General features: G+C 56.1%; 21 protein-coding genes. 17 read left to right on the forward strand and 4 right to left on the reverse strand.

Annotated features, from left to right (window positions below):
- Nucleotides 1-47: 47 nt before the first annotated feature.
- Nucleotides 48-587 (reverse strand): TM2 domain-containing protein, encoded by a 540-nt coding sequence (locus L1047_RS10980; protein ID WP_235279025.1) that lies wholly within the window; start codon nt 585-587, stop codon nt 48-50.
- A 357-nt stretch (nt 588-944) separates the two neighbouring features.
- Here L1047_RS10980 and L1047_RS10985 point away from each other — a divergent pair, with 357 nt between their 5' ends.
- Nucleotides 945-1,742, forward strand: coding sequence for a hypothetical protein (locus tag L1047_RS10985; RefSeq protein ID WP_235279026.1), 798 nt, complete (start codon nt 945-947; stop codon nt 1,740-1,742).
- 70 nt (nt 1,743-1,812) lie between these two features.
- On the opposite strand, the gene L1047_RS10990 is transcribed toward L1047_RS10985, so the two are convergent.
- A complete protein-coding gene (locus L1047_RS10990) occupies nt 1,813-2,148 on the reverse strand; it encodes a hypothetical protein (protein WP_235279027.1) in 336 nt (111 codons plus the stop codon).
- 132 nt (nt 2,149-2,280) lie between these two features.
- On the opposite strand from L1047_RS10990, the gene rppA reads away from it, so the two are divergent.
- The 5 genes from rppA (at nt 2,281) to L1047_RS11015 (ending at nt 6,666) form a co-directional block, all read left to right on the forward strand.
- Nucleotides 2,281-2,964 carry a two-component system response regulator RppA gene (gene rppA / locus L1047_RS10995; protein WP_235279028.1) on the forward strand — a complete coding sequence of 228 codons (684 nt, stop codon included), beginning with the start codon at nt 2,281-2,283 and terminating at the stop codon, nt 2,962-2,964.
- A 46-nt stretch (nt 2,965-3,010) separates the two neighbouring features.
- The gene (locus L1047_RS11000; protein WP_235279029.1) at nt 3,011-4,333 is read left to right on the forward strand and encodes a sensor histidine kinase; all 1,323 of its coding nucleotides are present in this window, start codon (nt 3,011-3,013) and stop codon (nt 4,331-4,333) included.
- 105 nt (nt 4,334-4,438) lie between these two features.
- Nucleotides 4,439-5,107, forward strand: a complete 669-nt coding sequence (locus L1047_RS11005; RefSeq protein WP_235279030.1) for a DNA-binding protein — start codon at nt 4,439-4,441, stop codon at nt 5,105-5,107.
- Between the two features lie 280 nt (nt 5,108-5,387).
- Nucleotides 5,388-5,663 (forward strand): hypothetical protein, encoded by a 276-nt coding sequence (locus tag L1047_RS11010; RefSeq protein ID WP_235279031.1) that lies wholly within the window; start codon nt 5,388-5,390, stop codon nt 5,661-5,663.
- Between the two features lie 28 nt (nt 5,664-5,691).
- Complete coding sequence (locus L1047_RS11015) at nt 5,692-6,666, forward strand: ABC transporter permease (RefSeq protein ID WP_235279032.1); 975 nt, start codon at nt 5,692-5,694, stop codon at nt 6,664-6,666.
- A 14-nt stretch (nt 6,667-6,680) separates the two neighbouring features.
- Here the strand turns inward: L1047_RS11015 and L1047_RS11020 are convergent, their stop codons facing one another.
- Both L1047_RS11020 and L1047_RS11025 read right to left on the reverse strand, forming a co-directional pair.
- The gene (locus L1047_RS11020; RefSeq protein WP_235279033.1) at nt 6,681-7,193 is read right to left on the reverse strand and encodes a MarR family winged helix-turn-helix transcriptional regulator; all 513 of its coding nucleotides are present in this window, start codon (nt 7,191-7,193) and stop codon (nt 6,681-6,683) included.
- Between the two features lie 103 nt (nt 7,194-7,296).
- Nucleotides 7,297-8,514, reverse strand: a complete 1,218-nt coding sequence (locus tag L1047_RS11025) for a molybdopterin molybdotransferase MoeA (RefSeq protein ID WP_235279034.1) — start codon at nt 8,512-8,514, stop codon at nt 7,297-7,299.
- 278 nt (nt 8,515-8,792) lie between these two features.
- Between L1047_RS11025 and L1047_RS11030 the strand changes: the two genes are divergently transcribed.
- The 11 genes from L1047_RS11030 (at nt 8,793) to L1047_RS11080 (ending at nt 19,369) form a co-directional block, all read left to right on the forward strand.
- Nucleotides 8,793-9,131: a cation:proton antiporter subunit C gene (locus tag L1047_RS11030; RefSeq protein ID WP_235279649.1), complete on the forward strand. Its 339-nt coding sequence runs from the start codon at nt 8,793-8,795 to the stop codon at nt 9,129-9,131.
- Entirely contained in the window at nt 9,124-10,578 is a 1,455-nt protein-coding gene (locus L1047_RS11035) for a cation:proton antiporter (RefSeq protein WP_235279035.1), read from the forward strand. The genes L1047_RS11030 and L1047_RS11035 overlap by 8 nt, the downstream gene beginning before the upstream one ends.
- Complete coding sequence (locus tag L1047_RS11040; protein ID WP_235279036.1) at nt 10,562-10,966, forward strand: Na+/H+ antiporter subunit E; 405 nt, start codon at nt 10,562-10,564, stop codon at nt 10,964-10,966. The genes L1047_RS11035 and L1047_RS11040 overlap by 17 nt, the downstream gene beginning before the upstream one ends.
- Nucleotides 10,963-11,214 (forward strand): hypothetical protein, encoded by a 252-nt coding sequence (locus tag L1047_RS11045; protein WP_235279037.1) that lies wholly within the window; start codon nt 10,963-10,965, stop codon nt 11,212-11,214. Before L1047_RS11040 ends, L1047_RS11045 begins: the two co-directional genes overlap by 4 nt.
- Before the next feature lie 11 nt (nt 11,215-11,225).
- Entirely contained in the window at nt 11,226-11,507 is a 282-nt protein-coding gene (locus tag L1047_RS11050) for a monovalent cation/H(+) antiporter subunit G (RefSeq protein WP_235279650.1), read from the forward strand.
- A gap of 33 nt (nt 11,508-11,540) precedes the next feature.
- Complete coding sequence (locus L1047_RS11055; protein WP_235279038.1) at nt 11,541-12,062, forward strand: DUF4040 domain-containing protein; 522 nt, start codon at nt 11,541-11,543, stop codon at nt 12,060-12,062.
- Nucleotides 12,059-12,742: a Na(+)/H(+) antiporter subunit B gene (locus L1047_RS11060; RefSeq protein ID WP_235279039.1), complete on the forward strand. Its 684-nt coding sequence runs from the start codon at nt 12,059-12,061 to the stop codon at nt 12,740-12,742. The genes L1047_RS11055 and L1047_RS11060 overlap by 4 nt, the downstream gene beginning before the upstream one ends.
- Nucleotides 12,743-12,996: 254 nt before the next feature.
- Nucleotides 12,997-16,209: a carbamoyl-phosphate synthase large subunit gene (gene carB, locus L1047_RS11065; RefSeq protein WP_235279651.1), complete on the forward strand. Its 3,213-nt coding sequence runs from the start codon at nt 12,997-12,999 to the stop codon at nt 16,207-16,209.
- Nucleotides 16,210-16,604: 395 nt separating this feature from the next.
- The gene (locus tag L1047_RS11070) at nt 16,605-17,675 is read left to right on the forward strand and encodes a Photosystem Q(B) protein 1 (RefSeq protein ID WP_235279040.1); all 1,071 of its coding nucleotides are present in this window, start codon (nt 16,605-16,607) and stop codon (nt 17,673-17,675) included.
- A 154-nt stretch (nt 17,676-17,829) separates the two neighbouring features.
- A complete protein-coding gene (locus L1047_RS11075) occupies nt 17,830-19,005 on the forward strand; it encodes a phytoene desaturase family protein (RefSeq protein ID WP_235279041.1) in 1,176 nt (391 codons plus the stop codon).
- Entirely contained in the window at nt 18,974-19,369 is a 396-nt protein-coding gene (locus L1047_RS11080; RefSeq protein ID WP_235279042.1) for a hypothetical protein, read from the forward strand. Before L1047_RS11075 ends, L1047_RS11080 begins: the two co-directional genes overlap by 32 nt.
- Nucleotides 19,370-19,372 lie beyond the last annotated feature (3 nt).

A 19,372-nucleotide genomic window follows, 5' to 3' on the forward strand; every position in this document is an offset into this window, starting at 1 on the left:
CTGTCGCTATCGTAGCACCGGCACTTCTCACCTCAGCAACCGTATTTTTAGATAAGAGGTTGATCTGGAGAGCGGGGCAACAAGTGAACAAACTGATATTCCACTGCCCCTGTGATCCGGTTGTTCTCGGGGAAAGCCATGCCGCGGCGACTCAGTTCTTGCAGCGCCTGTTCGATCTCATCAAAATCAGCAGGCAAGTCGATGGCAATTTCCGAGAGGGTGAGGATCCCCTGACGCTGTTGGGCCAGTCGTAGGATCTCCCGCATTAGGGCCTGTCCTTTCAGGGGTTCCTGGGGTAGGGAAGCCGGTGTTGTCTGGGTTGGAGGTTCCAGGCTGGGCTGGGATCCCTGGCTGCGGAGAACCGCTTGCTTGAAGTTGTAATCTTCCACCATGCCTGGGATCAAAAACAGGTCGATCAACTGGCCAATGCCTAACAACCCAAAAGTGAGTAGCCAGAGGATGCCTGTGCCGGTTTTGCCTGCATAGAGACGGTGGATGCCACAAGCTCCGAAGAAACCCAAACACCAAAAGGCATAGGCTGTACCGGTGGATTTGGGGGTCATCGGAACTAAGTAGCGGGAACTCATAGAATATTGACCAGGTATACCTTCAGTCTGCCATCTCCTACTCTTGGCAGGCAAAGGGGAGCTGGAGAGCCTGATCCCCGATTCAGCCACTGGAACTGGGATGGGATCCCTCCCTCAGCCAGAGCACCCGCCTGCTTTGATCCCACATCCCTTGCGATTCAAAAGGAACGGAGTTTTTGTGTGCAAGTCCCCGGGTGGATCCCAGAGGGTGGAAAGCGAGATGGACAGGAGCAACTCTCGGGATAAACTTTTAGTGACAGGCTGGTTTGCAACTGGCCTGGGTTCTGATGGGTTCGGGTAAGGATGGTTTCCCGCTCCTCTTGGATCTCTGGTGCTGCTGCTGCGGGGCTCGGGGTCATGACATTGGCTTTGGTGGTGGGGTTATTCGATCAGATCCTGCCGACACTGCCCAAACTTTCGATTTCGCTGGCTTGGCTCCCTGGGATCCTGGTGGGTGTTGGGGCGACTTATGGGGCTTTGAAGACACTGAGACTGGCCCTGTCATCGGATTCTTGGGCGGACTTGCGAGCGTCATTGCTGGCAACTTGGGTGCCCTTTGATCCGGCGGAGCATGGCGGTAAGCCCCGACAACCTGAGGTGGAGCCCCGCCCTGGGCAAATCGCACAAGAGATCCGACAAATCCAGATCCGCCATCAAAAGCTCCTTAACCGCATCAAGCAACAGGTGCGGGCGGAGATCCAAACCTGTGAACAGGCCCAAGCCCAACTGCGCAGCGAGCAACAACGCTGTCAAGCCCTCCAGGCCCAAGCCCAACAGCTGCAACAGCACTTACAAACTTTGCCCCCGCACACCCCTCCCCCATCCCCAAAAGCCAACCAAGAGGGAGAACTGCGCCGTCAGCTCCGTCAGCTTCAATTTCAAATCATCACCCTCAAAACAGAATTGGAACAGCAAGGGCTCCAACTGCAACACACAGAGGCAGAACGGGCCCAACTGCAACAACAGCAGCAGAAACTGAAGCGCCTGCTGCGCCACATAAAGGCCGAAAACCAGGAGCTGCGCTCACAACAAGACCAATGGGCACAGCAGGCCGAGCAATCTCAACAGCAGCTGCAGGCTCTACAACATTCCTACCGCGCCCTGCAGGTCTTGCGGGAAGTGGAAGTGGACTTATCCCAGAGCGATTCTGCCTGATCCTTCTGATCCCTAGCCCAGAGCCAACCAAGATTCAGTCCAAGATTTAGTCCAAGATTTAGTTCAAGATTTAGTCGCTGAAGCGATAGCGGGTGAGCCGCTCTACCTGTTGGGTTGTTAAACCAAGCTGCCGGGCCAAGTTGAGCGTCACCTCGTTGGGATCCAATTCCGCAAACTCGTACTCCAATTTCCGCAAGACAGGACTGGAGGTGGTGACATCCACCTTGGTGTAGCCCCGGTTCGTGCGGATCTCGGCTTCAATTGCCAAGATATCCAAAACCAAGGTGGCCTGTTGCTGACTGGTAATGGTTAGGGGCTGATCCAGAGGTCGCGGTTGGCTGAGGGCTTGCTCCGTAATCCACTGCCCCCCCACCCAGAATGAAAGCCCCACCAGAGGCAAGGGCAACCAGAACTCCCAGCCCAGCTTGTACAGGAGATGGTGTAAGTGGCGCGCTCTCCCCAGCAACACAGCGGAATCTTTCCTTGCAAACAGCTGTCAACTGCGTTGATCCTAACCTAAGTAGCGTGGAGCAGTGACGTGCGCATTTTGTTGTTGGAGGATGATCCCGAACAACTGGAGCCTCTGCAGGCGGCGCTTCAGGAATCCGGGCATGTGGTGGATCCGGTTCGAGAGGGGGAGACCGCCGCCTGGTTACTGGAGGAAAAGAGCTATGACTTGTTAATTTTGGACTGGATGGTGCCCCTGCAAAGTGGGGTGCAGTTGTGTCGTCAGTATCGGCAAAAGAAGGGGGCAGCACCGGTGCTGATGCTAACCGCCAAAGATACCACCCAGGACGTGGTGCAGGGGTTGGATGCGGGGGCAGATGATTACTTGGTTAAGCCCGTCGATGTGGTGGAATTGCTGGCACGAGTACGGGCTTTGGGACGACGCTCGCCTGAGTGGCGGGAGGATACGCTGGCTCTGGGATCCCTGCAACTGCATTTGACCAGCTTGCGGGTGGAGCGGCACGGGCAGGAGGTGCAGCTTTCGGGCAAAGAATTTCAACTGATGGAATATCTGATGCGTCACCCAGAACAGGTGATGAGTCGTGGGCAAATTGAGCAATCGGTATGGGAGTGGGGATCCGAGCCGGAGAGCAATGCGGTCACGGCGCTTGTGCGGCGGCTGCGGTTACGGTTAAAGGAGGTGGAGGCCCAAGAGTGGATCGAGTCGGTCTATGGCCAGGGCTATCGCCTGAGGATCCCACCAGGGGAAACCTGAAGGGTTATGGTCAGTTGCGGGCTTTTGCAAGAACGGTTAGGGGCGCATGAGTACGGGAACTCCCTCCCAATTGTTTAACCGCAGTCGTCGCCAGTTGGCGGGCAGTTTTACCGCGGTGATGGGCGGGATTTTGGTGGTGTTTGCCGGCTCCCTCTACGCTTGGGAGTCCCACAATCAGTTGCGGGCCTTCGATCAGGATTTGCAGGCTAAGGCCACGGTGATGGCATCGGCAGTGAAGGTGGAACTGCGCCAAGGCCAATGGCGGGTGGTTCTGAACGAGGTGCCTTTTTTGGGGGGCAAAAGCCAGCCCATTGACAATGATCTGGTCTATGTCCGCTGGTTTGAGGCTGATGGATCCCTGCGGCAATACGTGGGATCCCGACCGGAAAGGGTCTTATCCGATGTGCCGGGGTTCAAAACCTTGGGATCCCTGCGTCAGCTCACCATCCCGGTGCAACAGGAAGAGCAGTTGATTGGCTATTTGCAGATGGCGGTACCCCTAACCCCGCTGCACGTAACCCTAGCCCGCTTGCGCTGGATATTGGTGTTGGGAGTGCCGGGAACCTTGGCTTTGATCGCGGGGGCAGGCTGGATCCTGGGGGACTTGGCTATGCAACCGATTCGCCGTTCCTACACCCAGTTGCAACGGTTCACTGCCGATGCTTCCCACGAATTGCGGGCACCCTTGGCAGCTTTGATGAGCAATGCCCAGGTGGGGCTTCTGTCTCCCGACCAAGCTCAGCACCGTCTGGAAAAGGTGGTGAACACCACCCGCCGCATGAGTTTTCTGGTGGAGACTCTGCTCACCTTGGCCCGCCACGAAGGATCCTTGGATGTGGGCCAATTGCCAGAGATAGATTTGACCCAGTTACTTCAGGAGCTGAGCCAGATCTATCAACCCCAGGTCCAAGCGCAAGGGCTGAAATGGGTCTACGAGATTCCGCCTGGAACCTGGCTGGTGCGCGGAGAGCGGCATCTGCTGCGCCAAGCCATCGATAATCTCCTCAGAAATGCCCTGCAATATACCCCAGTCGGGGGATCCGTTCGCCTCAGTCTGGCCCTCCGAGATCGCTGGCTAGAAATTGGGGTTGCCGATACAGGCATTGGCATTCCAGCGGAGCATCTGCCCCACTTGGGGGAGCGGTTTTACCGGGTGGATGAGACACGGGCACGACATACAGGGGGGTTTGGACTGGGATTGGCTCTGGTGAAGCAGATCGCCGCAGCTCATGGGGGATCCGTGCAAGTGACCAGCCAAGTGGGCAAGGGATCCCAGTTCATCCTGCGATGGCCCTTGTCATCTTCTCGTCATCTTTCTTCTGCACCTTTGGAATGTACTGCTCAGACTTCGGTGGAAATACCCGGCTGAGGGGAGCGGATCCCGATTTCGCCACCGGCTGTGGTCACAGAATCCCTGATTTCGAGCGGTCTTGTCTGCATTCGTGTTGTTACGTGTTGTTAGGAACAATCATTCATGATGAACCGTACTTTGAATCCCAACCATACCCGCCTCTTGCCCTTGTTGGTCTTACTTACCCCTCTGCTGTTGGTATCTCCGGCTGCAGCCCAGCGGGGGCGGAATTCTTCTCGGGTAGTCCAACAACCTCAGATCTCTCAACCGGCAGTCTTTGATCAGCGAACCCTGAATCGCGCCGGTCGAGATTTGGCAAAAGCCGAGCGCTCCCTGCTACAGGCGGAGTTTTTCGCGCAGCGGCTATCTTCTTCCGAGGCAGCCACCCTGACCGAGCTGGGTCGGGAGACCCTACAGGAGGCACGGGCTTCCTTCCAGGCAGGCGACTTTTTTGCCGCCAGAGAGGCTGCCAAAGCAGCCGATAACCTTTTCAAGGCAGCTAACGCCCTCTACGAGGGGGAAACTGGCTATATGGGCCATCATTCCAGTCGCTCCTTTTTCGAAGCTCCTTTTCGCGCCCAAGAGAACCTTACTCGCCTGAAAGCAGAGCTAGCTTACTACGGCAACAGTGACAGTAGAGTCTCTGAGCTGATGCAGCAAGCAGAGGACTTGTTAAGCAATGTCAATACAGCTCCCGGCAGCTACAGCTTCAAGGATTTTGCCCAGAGTCGTGCTGCCCGCCACACTGCCCGCGCTGCTCTACACCTGATGGCCTCTGAGCGGGGGTTCTAGCTTCTACCCTCGGCAGGTGACAACCTTCGGGATCCCATCCGACTCGGGATCCCGACAGGGCTTCCTTCGCAGCTAACCTTGTTGCCCCGACCAACCCATGAGTCCTCATCTAGGCAGTCCTGTCTAGCCAACCTGTTCGTCCCCGGCAACACTATTTGACTTTGTGTCGTACATGAAGTCGGAAAAGGCTGTAGCCTAGCTCAAACCGGAAAAAGGGCTGGAAAATGAGAGCTAATCCATTTCTGGCTGCAACTAGGCTTGAGGAAGCACAGGGAGAGAGATGCTCGAGCCAATCTTAATCGGGTTGAGTGCCCTGCTCTGGGGCAGTCTTTGGGGCTACGCTACGCTGTTGATTCTGCTGGTGAATTTTAAAGAGAGCGACTCGGTTTACGCCTACCCGATGCAAACGGTGCTGGATCGCTTCGTAGAATCTTTGGGGTTAGGCTGGCTGAAAACCTTACATGCGATGCAACTAAAGCCCCTGCGCCAGATCAGCTATGCTCTGTTCGGCGCTGTCACTCTAGGAGTAGCCTTCATGCTCTGGGTGTTGGGCTAAGGTATTTTCGCCCCACAATGGGTAAGTTATGAACACGGCTCAACTGATCGCCATCCTCTCCACCGCCATCGCCACCGCCACACCGCTGGTGTTTGCCTGTGTGGGGGAAACCCTCACCGAACGGGCAGGGGTGATCAATCTCTCGGCGGAGGGGACAATCATGCTGGCGGCCATGACCGGGTTTGCAACAGCCAAGCTGACCGGAAACCTCTGGCTGGGTTTTTTAGCCGCTGCAGCCGTAGGAGCAGGGTTTGCGCTGATCGTGGCTTTTGGATCCATTAGTTTGAAAGGATCTCAAATTGCCATTGGCTTTGTCTTGGCCTTGTTGGGGGCGGATTTATCCTCTTTTTTGGGCAACCCGTTTGTGCGGATCCCAGGGCCAACCGTGCCGAGCTGGCCGATTCCTTTTTTGAGAGATGTGCCGCTGTTGGGCCCCCTCTTGTTTCGCGGGGATCTGTTGGTTTATGCCAGCTACGTTCTCATCGTGGGAACCTGGTTCTTTTTTTATTGCACTCGGCCCGGCTTGATGTTGCGAGCCATAGGGGAACAACCGGCGGCAGCTTTTGCTCGCGGCACCGATGTCATTTTCTGGCGATATTTTTACACTCTGCTTGGGGGATCCCTGTTGGGCATCGCCGGAGCTGCTTTTTCTCTGGATTTTAAGGCCGGTTGGAGCCACCGACATACGGCGGGATATGGCTGGATTGCCCTGGCCATCGTGATTTTCGGCGGTTGGAACCCGCTGCGGGCCGCTCTAGGAGCCTATCTATTTGGGATTTTGCAATCCTTTGCCGGGGTTGCCCAAACCACCATCCGTGCTGTACCCACCCAAGTCTTTACAGTTGCCCCCTTTGTGCTGATGATTTCGGTGCTGGTGCTCACCTCCGGGGAATGGTGGGAGTATGGCTTGCGTGGGATCCCGCCACGAGTGCGACGCTGGATTCAGCAAACGGTGAAGGCGACTCCGCCCGCAGCCTTGGGGCAAGTGTTTGAGCCTGATTAGGAGCGAATCTCCCCTCAAAAAACGGCGTGCAGCCGTTGCAGAGCAGTCTGGATTTCGGCGATCTCCGAGGGATCCAACTTTTGAAAGCGCTCTTTTAGATAGGCAATGTGAGCTGGGAAAATGTCCTCAAACAGTTTTTCTCCTGCCTCCGTGAGCACGATCTTGAAGCAGCGTCGATTTTCGGGGGGCACTTCTCGGCGCACCAAGCCCTTTTGCTCCAGACGATCCACAATGCCTGTCAGGGTTCCTTTGGTCACCAACGTTTTTTTGGCCAAAACGTTCATGGTCATGCCGGGGGTATTGCCGAGGGTAACCAACACATCAAACTGGGGGGAGGTCAGCCCCATTTGCCGAACATGCACTCCAGAATAATTTTCAAAGGCTTGATAGGCCCGCGCCAGATCTCGCAACAGCCCCAAAAAGGGTTCGCGGGCGGCCAACACGGAGGGCTTGAGGGGTTCACTTTTCTTGCTGCTGGTGCTGTTTTTGGGGGTGCGAGGAGAACGAGTGGCAGTGGTGGTGGGCATAGTGAAGGTGAGTGAATCGGGCTAAACGATCGAGTACAGTCTTAACTAAATGATAGCCAATTCCAACATAGTCCTAATACAAAGTAAGTATTTGCAATCTCTTTCAGAGCAGCCGAAGAACCTGAACTGGCGATCCGGCAGGGATTTGAGTGGTTCCTGGGGGTAGCACCGCCAAGGCATCACATCCCGCTAGGTTAATTAAGTTACCAGAATGGTGACTGTCGGCGGGCTGAAACTGAATTTGATCTGGCTTGAGGCGCAATTTACCCCAGAGATAGTGCTCGCGCTTGCCATCCGCATGAAGATCTTTAGGGCTAGTAGCCGAAATAACCTCTAAATAAGGCGGCAGGGATCCCCCCATCTTCAACAGGGCCGGGCGCAAAAAGCGCCAGAATGTCACCAAGGCAGAGGCGGGGTTACCCGGCAGGCCAAAGTACAACTGGTCAGGGCCGTGCGGATTCGAAAAACGGGCCACCGTCAGGGGTTTGCCCGGTTTGATCGCCACGCTGCGAATGAAAATCTTTCCCCCCAGCTCCTCCAGCAACTTTTCCACATAGTCAAAATCCCCCACCGACACGCCACCAGAAGAAATCACCCCATCGGCAGCCCCAAGCGCCTGCTGCATGCGCTCCCGCAATACCTGCGGCTGATCGGGCACAATGCCCAGTTTCACGGGGATCCCGCCCGCTGCCCGCACCAAAGCCGCCAAGCCATACTGATTGGAATCGACGATTTGCCCCGGCCCCGGCCCCTGCTGGATCGGCACCAACTCATCCCCAGTCGATAAAATGGCCACCCGTGGCTGACGAAATACCGGCACCACCGCCTGCCGTATGGCTGCCAAGACCGCCAGTTCTGCCCCCCTCAAGCGTTGCCCGGCCTCTAGGATCGGATCCCCTTGACGTGCAAAGCTCCCCTGGGGCCGGACAAATTCGCCCTGCTGTGGATCTTTGAGAATCCGAACTTTGGTTTCTGATGGCCGCTGAGTATATTCCTGCATCACCACCGTATCGGCCCCAGCAGGCAAGACCGAGCCAGTGTAGAGGCGTACTGCCTGCCCCGTTTGTACCTCTGTTGTGGGCGCTTTCCCGGCGGGGATGGTCTCGATCACCTGCAGCTCACAGGGGATCCCCTGTTGCACATCTTCGTAGCGCAAAGCATAGCCATCCATGCTGGAGGTGGGCTGGGCGGGAAAATCCTGCGGGCTACACAAGGTCTGGCCGAGAACCCGGTCTTGGGCGGATCCCAGCTCCACCCACTCCGTACCCAAGGGTTGAACAGCTTGCAAAATGAGAGCTTCCGCTTCGGCAACCGGTAACATCACAGACGGGATCCCCAATCCCCTCTATCCTAAGGCCACGGCCCTGCTGTAGGTATCTGGCTGCGTCACAACCTCCTGAAAGTTCGAGACCACTTCTTCAATCCGTCTTCTCAAGCTCAGAGAAGGTTTGGCAACTCAACAGGTGGGACGCATAGCCGCCGCTGAAGTGACCGGTTGAAAGTCGTGGCTGCGAATCTAGCGGCTAAGACCGTGGAGGCTGGATACTGAATGATACTGAATGAACTGGATCATGCTCAAACGCGGCGAGTGAGGTGCGAATGTTGAATGCTGCCGTCGTCATCACGATCATCCTTGGCTTTTTGGGAGTCGTGGTCAAGCGCAACCTGATTATGAAGATCATTGCTATGGATGTGATGAGTACGGGTGTCATTGCCTTCTTTGTGATTTGGGCGGCGCGGAGCGGTATGTTCACGCCCATTTATAAACCCTGGCGTGAGCTCACCTATGCCGATCCGGTGCCTCAGGGGATAATCCTCACGGCGATTGTGATTGGTCTATCGGTGCAAGCCTTGATGCTGGTGGGAGCGATGAAGCTGGCGCGCAACCACCCCACCCTAGAAGTCGAGAGTATCGAGCAGGCCATCGCAGATGACTGAGCTGACATTGGTATGGGTGGCGCTGCCCTTTTTGTTGGCATTCACAACCTACCTGGTTCCAGCTCTAACACGCTCTGGCGCGATCGGCATGGCAGTGTTGACGGTGGCCTACGCGGTGCAGCACGGGGGCTTGCCCGGTACCACAGCCGTGCCGCTGGAGCTAAGGCTGCTGGATCACTTTGGGGTGACGCTGCGCGTTGATGCCAATGTTGCACCGATGCTCTTGGCCCACGGCCTAGTCACGCTGGTTGTGGCGTTGTATTTGGATCGGCAGTTTGTGGGCAATCGCTTTGTGGCAATGCAACTGCTGATTGTCCACGGCAGTGCCAACGCAGTTGTTATTAGCGCCGATCTGATCAGTGTCTACGTTGCCCTCGAAGTGTTGAGTGTTGGGGTGTTTTTGCTTTTAACCTACGGGCGGCGCGCCGCGCACCAACCGATGGTGGGAGAACGTCAGCTCTGGGTGGGGCTGCGCTACCTGTTTATGAGCAATGTCGCCATGCTCTTCTATTTGATGGGTACGGTGCTGGTTTATGTGCGCACGGGTTCCTTTGCCATGAGCAGTTTGGCTACGGCCCCACCGACTGCTTTGGCGTTGCTTGTCATTGGTCTCTTGGCGAAGGGGGCGATCTTCGTCCCAGGGTTATGGTTGCCCCTGACCTATATCAGTGCCGACCCCGTCATCGTAGCCGTGCTCAGCGGCTTTACGACCAAAGCGGGAGCCATGGCCTTGGTTCGCTGTAGTGAAACTTCGGGGGTCTTAGCGCAGTGGCTACCCTACTTGAGTGCAGGCTCAGCCGTTTTTGGGATCGCGTTTGCCCTGGTATCAACGACACCGCAGCGCCTCTTGGCCTGGAGTTCGGTATCGCAGATGGGATTTGTGATTGCGGCGCCCCAGTGGGCGGGTTTGTATGGCCTTGCCCACGGCTTAGCGAAACCGTTGCTTTTTATCGGCACAGCCGTGACCCATCGCTGGCGCTGGCCGATGCTGATGCTGGGTGCGGCTTCACTGGCGGGGTTGCCGGGGGGGGTGGGCTATGCGGCAAAAGCCCTGAGCTTAGCTGCCCTAGCCCCTTGGCACGAGTGGCTGCTCACGGGAGTGACGGTGGGGACAACCTGTGTGGTAGTACGAGTGCTGTTGGCACCTCCTCCCCAGGCGACAATGAAAATCACCCATCAAGTAGGCTGGCCAGATAAGGCGGCGCTGGTGATTTGGGGTGGGGGCTTGCTCTGGGGCTGGCTACCGGCGGCTTACAGTTCTGCCAGTCTCTTCAAGGCACTGGCCAGCCTCAGTCTTGGGATCCTCCTCGGCTGGTGTTGGGAGCGTGTTCCGCAGAAGCGATGGCGCTTGGATGAGAGGCTAGAAGCGGTGATTGGGGGCTTGAGTGTGGTGTTGGTGCTGATGTTGGTTCTGTTCGGTGGGGTGAACCATGTCGCACTACCCTAAGTTGGGTTTATTAGAAATTGGCCTGCGGCTTTTGATCTGGTTTTTGCTGACGGGCGATCTGAGCTGGGCCAATATCGCCATCGGTGTAGCTGCAACGCTACTGCTGCCGCGTCAAGCCTCCGCCCCAGTGCAATGGCGCGACTGGGGGCGTGTACTCAAGGAAATTGTGCTGGCCATTCCGCAGGCCTACCGGGAAGCCTTTGAGATGATCCTCAAGCCCCACACCGTTGAGGCGGTTGTTCACAAACAAGCACCCCCCAATCGTTCGGCGGGGTTGGTGTTTCTGGATATCTTTTTGATTACCTTTACGCCCAAGACCATTGTGCTCGATTGCGATGCCCAAGGCACTTATGAAGTGCATGTGGTGAAGCCCCGGGAGGAAGTGTGAATTTACTGCTGTTTCTGTTGACACTGACGCTGTGCTTGCCGCTGTATGCTGCGTGGCTGAAGGAGGATATTTGGCAGACGATGCTGGCGTTTGCCAGTTTGGCCACCAAGACATCGATCATGATTTTGGTGGTATCGGTGCTGCGGGATGATTGGATGATCGGCATCGTCGGGGTTTTGATTTTGTCGGTGGGGAATGCGGCGCTGATGCTTTTGGCACATGTGCTCAAGCGTCTTGAAATGCTCTAGGGGGTGGCATGATGGAACGACTGATCGAGGGTCTGAGCTATGTTCTGTTCGCCATCGGGGTGCTGTTTTGGCTTTGGGGAACGGCCCCGCTGATTGGCGATCGCTCGATTTTGTTTAAACTGCATAGTCTTTCGGTGTCCGATACGTTGGGCTCGATGAGCATCATGATCGGGCTGTTGCTGCGGATCCCGCGTGAATGGCCGCTGTTGGTGTTGGCGCTGATTTCGCTGGCGATTTGGAACACGATTTTGGGCTATGTGCTGGCGTTTTGCTCGCAGCGCAAGCCGTTGTAGGAGGATGCGTTCGCGTTAGCGTTGCGGAGCAATATGGAAGAGACTGTGTTGCTGGTGATTGTGTTGCTGCTACCCCTGACGGCGAGTTTGGTGGTCACCCAGGTCAATCCCTATCATGCCTTAGTGATGCGGGGGATTCTGGGGGCAATCGCGGCCTTGATCTATGCCCTGTTTGGGGCGGCGGATGTGGCTCTAACTGAGGCACTGGTGGGTACGATGCTTTCGATTACGCTCTACGCCATCGCGGTGCGTTCGTCGTTGAGTATGCGCCTAGGGGTACTCGAAGGCAGTCCCGTACTGGATGCCAGCACGTCAGCGGCGCGGCAGTTATTGCAGCAGGTTCGTAAGGGGTTGCAGCCGCAGCATATGCGCCTAGAATTGGCCGCCTATGCCAGTCCCGAAACATTGGCGGCAGCGCTTCGCGATCGCGAGGTGCACAGTATTGCCCTTGAGCCCACCAGCGAAACGACTGGCTATCGCCTGATCACGCGCGTGCCCCGCCTGCAAGCCATTTTGGCCCAGCAAACCATCGTCTCTGAGGTGATCGCGGCATGAAATGGCTTTATGGTGTGGCGACGCTACTGGTGGCGTTATGGCTGATTGTCACCGTTCGCGCTAGTGGGACGGAGTCCTCTGCGGGGGCTGTTTTCCCGACGGTTGACGCGGTGAAGGTTCTGGCAACGGAGAGTGGGGTGCCCAATGCAGTGACGGGCTTAATTTTGCGCAATCGTCTCTACGATACGGTCTTTGAAGTGGTTGTATTTTCGACGGCAATTTTGGGTGCGAAATACTTGCTGACAGATGAACAGCCGACGGCAAGTGTGGCTCAGTTTAGCGATATTCCCTCCATTGTGTTGGCGCGAGTCGGGGCGACCATTTCGGCCTTGATTGCGGTCGAGCTAGCGATTCGAGGGCACCTCACTCCGGGCGGCGGCTTTGCTGCAGGGGTGGCCGGGGGTACGGCAATTGGATTGATTGCGATCACGGCCTCTTCGACGTGGATGGAGCAGATCTACACCCAGTGGCGGGCCGCGATGTGGGAGAAGCTGTCGGTGGTGGCGTTTATTGGTGTTGCGATCGTTGCCCTTGCCGGTTGGCAGCTGCCCACAGGCGAACTAGGGGCTCTGATTAGCGGCGGCTGGATCCCGATCCTGAATATCTTGGTTGGGATCAAGGTGGCATTGGGTTCTTGGGCCGCAATTTTAATCTTTATTCGCTACCGCGGTTTGTTGTGAAGGCTTACAGCCTTTTCCAACTTTACGCAAGCCCTTGAGCTAGGCAAAAACCCTCATGGGGCAAGGGAGTGACCTGAATCTGCTATATCAGATAACGCTGGAAAAGGCTGTAAATGGGTTGACGAGAAGCACCCCTGTTCCAACAAAGTCACTGACATTGCCAGTCACCAGAGTGAGTCCGTTGATAATAGCTACCTGAGCCGGCAGGCGCCCTCTACAATGAGATGCTGACTCTGCAATCCACGGGATCCCTCATGCCGCGCCGTACCGATATTCAAAAGATCTTGCTGATCGGAGCTGGGCCGATTGTCATTGGTCAGGCCTGTGAGTTCGACTATTCCGGCACCCAAGCCTGCAAAGCCCTACGGGAGGAAGGCTACGAGGTGATCTTGGTCAATTCCAACCCGGCTACAATCATGACGGATCCGAGCATGGCGGATCGCACCTACATCGAGCCGGTCACCCCTGAGTTTGTGGCCAAGATCATCGAGCGGGAACGCCCCGATGCCCTGCTCCCCACCATGGGGGGACAAACTGCGTTGAATGTGGCAGTCAAGCTGGCGCAAATGGGGATCCTGGAACAATACGGGGTGGAGCTAATCGGGGCCAAGCAGGAAGCAATCGAAAAAGCCGAAGACCGAGAGCTGTTTAAGCAGGCGATGCAGCGGATTGGCCTGGCGGTGCCCCAGTCGGGGTTGGCCCACACTCTGGAAGAAGCCAAACAGATTGCCCAGGACATTGGCTATCCCCTGATTATCCGCCCTGCTTACACCCTGGGGGGAACAGGGGGTGGAGTGGCCTATAACCAAGAGGAATTTGAGGAGATCTGCACCGCTGGATTGGATGCCAGCCCCGTCTCGCAAATTTTGGTGGAAGAGTCGGTGATCGGCTGGAAGGAATTTGAGCTGGAGGTGATGCGGGATCTGGCGGACAACGTGGTGATCATCTGTTCGATCGAAAACATTGACCCGATGGGGGTGCATACCGGCGATTCCATCACTGTGGCTCCGGCCCAAACCTTAACCGACAAAGAATACCAACGGCTGCGGGACTACGCCATCGCCATCATCCGCGAAATTGGCGTAGAAACCGGCGGCTCCAATGTGCAATTTGCCGTCAATCCTCTGAATGGAGAAGTCCGGGTGATCGAAATGAACCCGCGGGTTTCCCGTTCCTCAGCGCTGGCCAGCAAAGCCACGGGTTTCCCGATCGCCAAAATGGCCGCCAAACTTGCTGTCGGCTACACGCTGCCGGAGATCCCCAACGACATCACCCGTAAAACTCCCGCTAGCTTTGAGCCCACTATCGACTACGTGGTCACCAAAGTGCCCCGCTTTGCCTTTGAGAAATTCCCCGGCTCGGAGCCGATCCTGACCACACAAATGAAGTCGGTGGGGGAAGCGATGGCGATTGGCCGCACCTTCCAGGAATCGGTACAGAAAGCGCTGCGCTCTTTGGAAATTGATCGCCCGGGTTTTGGTGCCGACAAGCCAGAGACCTTTCCCCCCCCGGAAGCAGTGCGCGCCAACCTGCGCATTCCCAACCCCTTTCGTTTGCTCACCATTCGCGCCGCTTTATTGATGGGCTTTGCGGCTGAAGAAATTGTTAGGCTCACCCAGATGGATCCCTGGTTTATTGATAAATTGGAAGAGTTGGTGGAGGTGGAACAGGCCGTGAAGGGACGGGAGTTGGGATCCCTCACTGAGACGGATCTGCGCCACCTTAAGCGGATGGGTTTTAGCGACCGGCAAATTGCCTACCTGACGGGATCCTCCGAAGGCCAGGTGCGTAGCTACCGCAAAGAACTGGGGGTGAGCCCCACCTACAAAACCGTAGATACCTGTGCCGCCGAATTTGAAGCCAGTACCCCCTATCAGTACTCCACCTACGAAAGCGAATCGGAGCTTTTTCCCTCTCAGAAAGAGAAGGTGATGATCTTAGGGGGTGGCCCCAACCGCATCGGCCAAGGGATCGAGTTCGACTACTGCTGCTGCCACGCTGCCTTTGCCCTCAGCCGCCTCGGCTATGAGGCGATCATGGTCAATTCCAACCCGGAAACCGTTTCCACCGACTACGACACCTCCGATCGCCTCTATTTTGAGCCCCTCACCCACGAGGATGTGATGAACCTGGTGGATGCCGAGCAGCCAGTGGGCCTGATTGTGCAGTTTGGCGGCCAAACCCCCCTGAAATTGGCCCAGGGATTGGCGGCGGCCCAGGCTCCTATTTGGGGAACCTCCCCCGACTCGATCGATATTGCCGAAGATCGGGAGCGGTTTGAGCAGATTCTGCGGGAACTGGAGATCCAGCAACCTGCCAACGGCATTGCCCGGAGTGTGGAAGAAAGTCTCAAGATTGCCCAACGCATTGGCTATCCGGTGGTGGTACGGCCCAGCTATGTGTTGGGGGGCAGGGCGATGGAGATTGTTTACTCTGACCAAGATCTGAATCGCTACATGCAACTGGCGGTGGCGGTGGATCCAGAACGTCCGGTGCTGGTGGATCAGTTTTTGGAAGATGCGGTGGAGGTGGATGTGGATGCCATCGCTGACCGGACGGGGGCTGTTACTATTGGTGGCATTATGGAGCACATCGAGCAGGCTGGGATCCATTCCGGCGATTCCGCCTGTGTGTTGCCCAGCCGTACCCTCAGCCCAGCGGTTTTGCGGGTCATCCGGGAGTGGACGGTGAAATTGGCCCAGGCCCTCAAAGTGGTGGGGTTGATCAACGTGCAGTACGCCGTGCAAAAAGACCAGGTGTATATTCTGGAGGCCAACCCGCGGGCTTCTCGCACCGTGCCCTTTGTCAGCAAGGCTATCGGCCATCCTCTGGCAGATTATGCCGCCCAAGTGATGAGTGGCAAAACCCTGGTGGAATTGGGCTTTACCCAGGAGGTGATCCCCCCCCACATCGCCGTCAAAGAGGCGGTCTTGCCCTTCAACAAGTTCCCCGGTACCGATACGCTCTTGGGGCCGGAAATGCGCTCCACCGGTGAGGTGATGGGGATTGACACGGAGTTTGGACGTGCCTTTGCCAAAGCCCAAATTGCTGCCGGCCAGGATCTACCCCTCCAAGGAACTGTCTTCATCAGCCTCAGCGACCGCGATAAACAGGCGGTGATCCCAGTGGCACAGGAGTTTGCCGCCATGGGCTTTCGCCTGGTGGCCACGGAGGGCACCCAAACCTTTTTGACCCAGCAGGGGATCCCGGTGGAGAAAATCCTCAAGCTGCATGAGGGTCGTCCCCATGTGATTGATGCCATTAAAAACCGCCAGATTCAGCTGATCATCAATACCCCTTCTGGCATCGAAGCCCAGCAGGATGGTCACAAAATTCGTCGTACCGCCTTGGCCTACAAGATCCCTTTGGTGACTACTCTAGCTGGGGCCAGAGCCACTGCCGCCGCCATTCGCGCCCTGCAATCGGGATCCCTCGGGGTGAAGTCGTTGCAGGAGTTTCATGCTTAGGGTTTGACATTTGAGATTGACATCTGAGACCAGAATCGGATCCCACTGCCTCCCTCCCAGACTGACAAAGATTGCAATATCCCGGCCCCATTTGTATCAGAAGATGAATTTGTTTCACATTCCCCCTAGGGATCCCTGTTGCTCAGAATTGGATTGTTTAGCCTGAAAGAAGAGGCTGATCCAGCCTTTTTCAATGGCCTAAAGGGCCTAAGGCACATTGTGCTGTGTGAGGGGTGCTGTGTGAGTGTTTAACTGTTTGCATCTTGCATCTTTGTGCTGGTCAGTTGCCGATTCACTGAGCCATTATCATCCCGTTCTTTCCACCAAGGCTCAGAGGTACAACGGATCGACTGATCGGCAGGCTGTGTCGGTGATTGTTCAGGAGTCATTTGCTGATGAGCATTCTGATTCAACGCTCCTCTAGCACAACAAGCAATTGGAGCTGGGATGGTTTTTGCCGATGGATTACCAGCACTGAAAATCGACTGTATATCGGTTGGTTTGGGGTGCTGATGATCCCCACTTTGCTGGCGGCGGCTATTTGTTTTGTGATTGCCTTTATTGCCGCCCCACCTGTAGATATGGATGGGATCCGTGAGCCAGTGATCGGCTCCTTGATGGGGGGAAACAACTTCATTTCGGCGACAGTTGTACCCACCTCAGCAGCTATTGGCCTCCATTTTTACCCGATTTGGGAAGCGGCTTCGTTGGATGAATGGCTATATAACGGCGGTCCCTACCAACTGATCGTGCTGCACTTTTTAATCGGGGTGTGGTGTTATCTGGGGCGGCTGTGGGAGCTGAGCTATCGGCTGGGGATGCGCCCCTGGATTGCGGTGGCCTTTTCTGCACCTGCGGCGGCTGCCACATCGGTGCTGTTGGTATACCCGATGGGTCAAGGCAGCTTCTCCGAAGGCTTGCCTTTAGGAATTGCCGGAACCTTCCATTTCATGCTGGCCTTCCAGGCTGACCACAATATCTTGATGCATCCCAGCAGTTGGCTGGGGGTAGCGGGGGTATTGGGCGGAGCGCTGCTGGCTGCCATGCACGGTTCTTTGGTGACCTCCAGCTTGATTCGAGAAACCAGCGAAATAGAATCTGCCAATACCGGTTATCGCTTCGGGCAACAAGAGATCACCTACAACTTCCTAGCAGGACACTATAGCTTCTTGGGACGGCTGTGGATACCCAGCTTCGGCTTCAAAAACAGCCGTTCGGTGCACTTTTGGATGGCAGCACTGCCCACCGTTGGCATTTGGGCAGCAGCGATTGGGATTGGCCTGATGAGCTTCAACCTGAATGGGTTGAATTTCAACCAGTCGATTTTGGATAGCCAGGGGCATTTCATTGGCACCTATGCCGATGTGCTCAACCGCGCCAACCTGGGGCTCCAAGCGATGCATGCTCCCAATGCCCATCATTTCCCGATGCTATTGGCAGCAGAAGAAACTCAATCCATTAGCTGACAATCAACCTAAAAAAATAGAATTAACTAACAAACAATTGACTCTAAGACAATTAGCAATGAGCCGAGATTAGTGCAAGTCAATGCGGAATGATGGCCGGTGAGGAGTGTTCATCTGCGATAGGGACGATTGACCCTAGAGGGAGGATCTGGCCATGGAACTGTTTGACTATGTGGTGTTGGGTGCTGGATTGGGGGGACTGGCAGCTGCGGCCTGCCTGAGCCGTCAGGGATCCCGGGTGGCGGTGCTGGAGAAGCACTATTTGCCCGGGGGCTGCTGCCATACCTTCGACTATGGGAATTATCGCTTTTGTGCAGATGTGCACTACATTTCCCAATGTGGGCCTGGGCAAGCGATTGATCAGTTCCTCAACTATATTGGCCGTGAGGTTGAATTTAATTCACTGGATCCCGATTGTATTGACCGGGTGATCACTCCTGAGGTGGAGTTTGCCATTCCCCTAGGCTGGGAGAACTTGCGCGACCGTCTTTTGGAGCAATTTCCAGAAGAAGCACTGGCCATCAATCGCTACTGCGATGAAATTCAACGCTTGCATAACGATATTCACCACCTCAACCAAGAGGTGCGTTGGTACGACCCGAAATGGTACGACTGGCTAAAACTGCCCAAGTATTTCAACCTTTTCCAGAAGCGCCACTGGACACTCCAGGATCTCTACAATCACGTCGGCCTTTCTCCTAAATTACAAGCGGTGTTGGCGGGCCAAAGTGGAGATTATGCCCTCCCCCCCAAAGAGATCGCCCTGCTCACTCATACGGCGCTGGTTTGGGATTATTCTGAGGGGGCCTATTATCCACGAGATCACTTCAAGGGGTTTGTAGACACGATTGTGGATGCCATCCTGCAACAAGGGGGCACGATTCGCTATTCCACCTCAGTGGAGCACATTGAAGTCAACAAAGGTAGGGTGGAGTGGGTAACAGCAGGGGGCACGAGTTTTGTTGCTAGCAAAGCCTACATCAGCGATCTTGACCCGAAACTGACGGTAGAGCTGATGCACAGGGGATCCCTGAGCCAAGGGGAACGGCAGCGCCTCACGAGCTATGAATATTCCGCCAGCGCCTTTAACCTTTACCTGGGTTTGGATAGCCGCTTTAACCCTGCCAGATATGGCATCGGCAACTGGAACATCTGGTACTATCCCGACGGGGATCTAAACCGGGCCTACGACCAACAACTGGCGGGCAACCTGGAGCACCCCTGGATCTTCCTCTCTTGCCCAACTCTCAAATCCACCGCACCGGGCATGGCCCCCCCCGGGCATCATGTGCTGGAGATTGCCACCGTTTGCCCCCTACGAACCCTTTAAGCAACTGCATGACGAGGATCCCAAAGCCTACAAGGCCAAAAAACGGGAGGTCTACCAGGCGGTGATGGCCAGCGTGCGGGATCGGATCCCGGATGTGGATCGCTACATCCGCATGAAGGTGTACGGCACCCCCACCACCAGCGAATACTTTTTGGGCCAACCGCGGGGCAATATTTACGGCGCCAAGTTGGTGCCCCAACAAGTGGGGCTGCATCGCCTCGGTTATGAAACGGAACTGCCCAATCTGTTTTTGGTGGGGGCCAGCGCTGGGTATCCCAGTGTGCCGAGGGTGATCAGCAATGGCATGGATGTGGTGGAGCTGATCACGGACAAACAGGTGCGGCGTGCTCCTGTAAGGGTCTGAGTC

The sequence above is a fragment of the Synechococcus sp. Nb3U1 genome (genome assembly GCF_021533835.1).
GTDB lineage: Bacteria > Cyanobacteriota > Cyanobacteriia > Thermostichales > Thermostichaceae > Thermostichus.

Excerpts from the sequence above, each read along its gene's own strand:
- L1047_RS10980 (WP_235279025.1), bottom strand. The coding sequence starts at position 587 with ATGAGTTCCCGCTACTTAGTTCCGATGACCCCCAAATCCACCGGTACA.
- L1047_RS10985 (WP_235279026.1), top strand. The coding sequence starts at position 945 with ATGACATTGGCTTTGGTGGTGGGGTTATTCGATCAGATCCTGCCGACA.
- L1047_RS11000 (WP_235279029.1), top strand. The coding sequence starts at position 3,011 with ATGAGTACGGGAACTCCCTCCCAATTGTTTAACCGCAGTCGTCGCCAG.
- L1047_RS11005 (WP_235279030.1), top strand. The coding sequence starts at position 4,439 with ATGATGAACCGTACTTTGAATCCCAACCATACCCGCCTCTTGCCCTTG.
- L1047_RS11010 (WP_235279031.1), top strand. The coding sequence starts at position 5,388 with ATGCTCGAGCCAATCTTAATCGGGTTGAGTGCCCTGCTCTGGGGCAGT.
- L1047_RS11015 (WP_235279032.1), top strand. The coding sequence starts at position 5,692 with ATGAACACGGCTCAACTGATCGCCATCCTCTCCACCGCCATCGCCACC.
- L1047_RS11020 (WP_235279033.1), bottom strand. The coding sequence starts at position 7,193 with ATGCCCACCACCACTGCCACTCGTTCTCCTCGCACCCCCAAAAACAGC.
- L1047_RS11025 (WP_235279034.1), bottom strand. The coding sequence starts at position 8,514 with ATGTTACCGGTTGCCGAAGCGGAAGCTCTCATTTTGCAAGCTGTTCAA.
- L1047_RS11030 (WP_235279649.1), top strand. The coding sequence starts at position 8,793 with ATGTTGAATGCTGCCGTCGTCATCACGATCATCCTTGGCTTTTTGGGA.
- L1047_RS11035 (WP_235279035.1), top strand. The coding sequence starts at position 9,124 with ATGACTGAGCTGACATTGGTATGGGTGGCGCTGCCCTTTTTGTTGGCA.
- L1047_RS11040 (WP_235279036.1), top strand. The coding sequence starts at position 10,562 with ATGTCGCACTACCCTAAGTTGGGTTTATTAGAAATTGGCCTGCGGCTT.
- L1047_RS11050 (WP_235279650.1), top strand. The coding sequence starts at position 11,226 with ATGGAACGACTGATCGAGGGTCTGAGCTATGTTCTGTTCGCCATCGGG.
- L1047_RS11055 (WP_235279038.1), top strand. The coding sequence starts at position 11,541 with ATGGAAGAGACTGTGTTGCTGGTGATTGTGTTGCTGCTACCCCTGACG.
- L1047_RS11060 (WP_235279039.1), top strand. The coding sequence starts at position 12,059 with ATGAAATGGCTTTATGGTGTGGCGACGCTACTGGTGGCGTTATGGCTG.
- carB (WP_235279651.1), top strand. The coding sequence starts at position 12,997 with ATGCCGCGCCGTACCGATATTCAAAAGATCTTGCTGATCGGAGCTGGG.
- L1047_RS11070 (WP_235279040.1), top strand. The coding sequence starts at position 16,605 with ATGAGCATTCTGATTCAACGCTCCTCTAGCACAACAAGCAATTGGAGC.
- L1047_RS11075 (WP_235279041.1), top strand. The coding sequence starts at position 17,830 with ATGGAACTGTTTGACTATGTGGTGTTGGGTGCTGGATTGGGGGGACTG.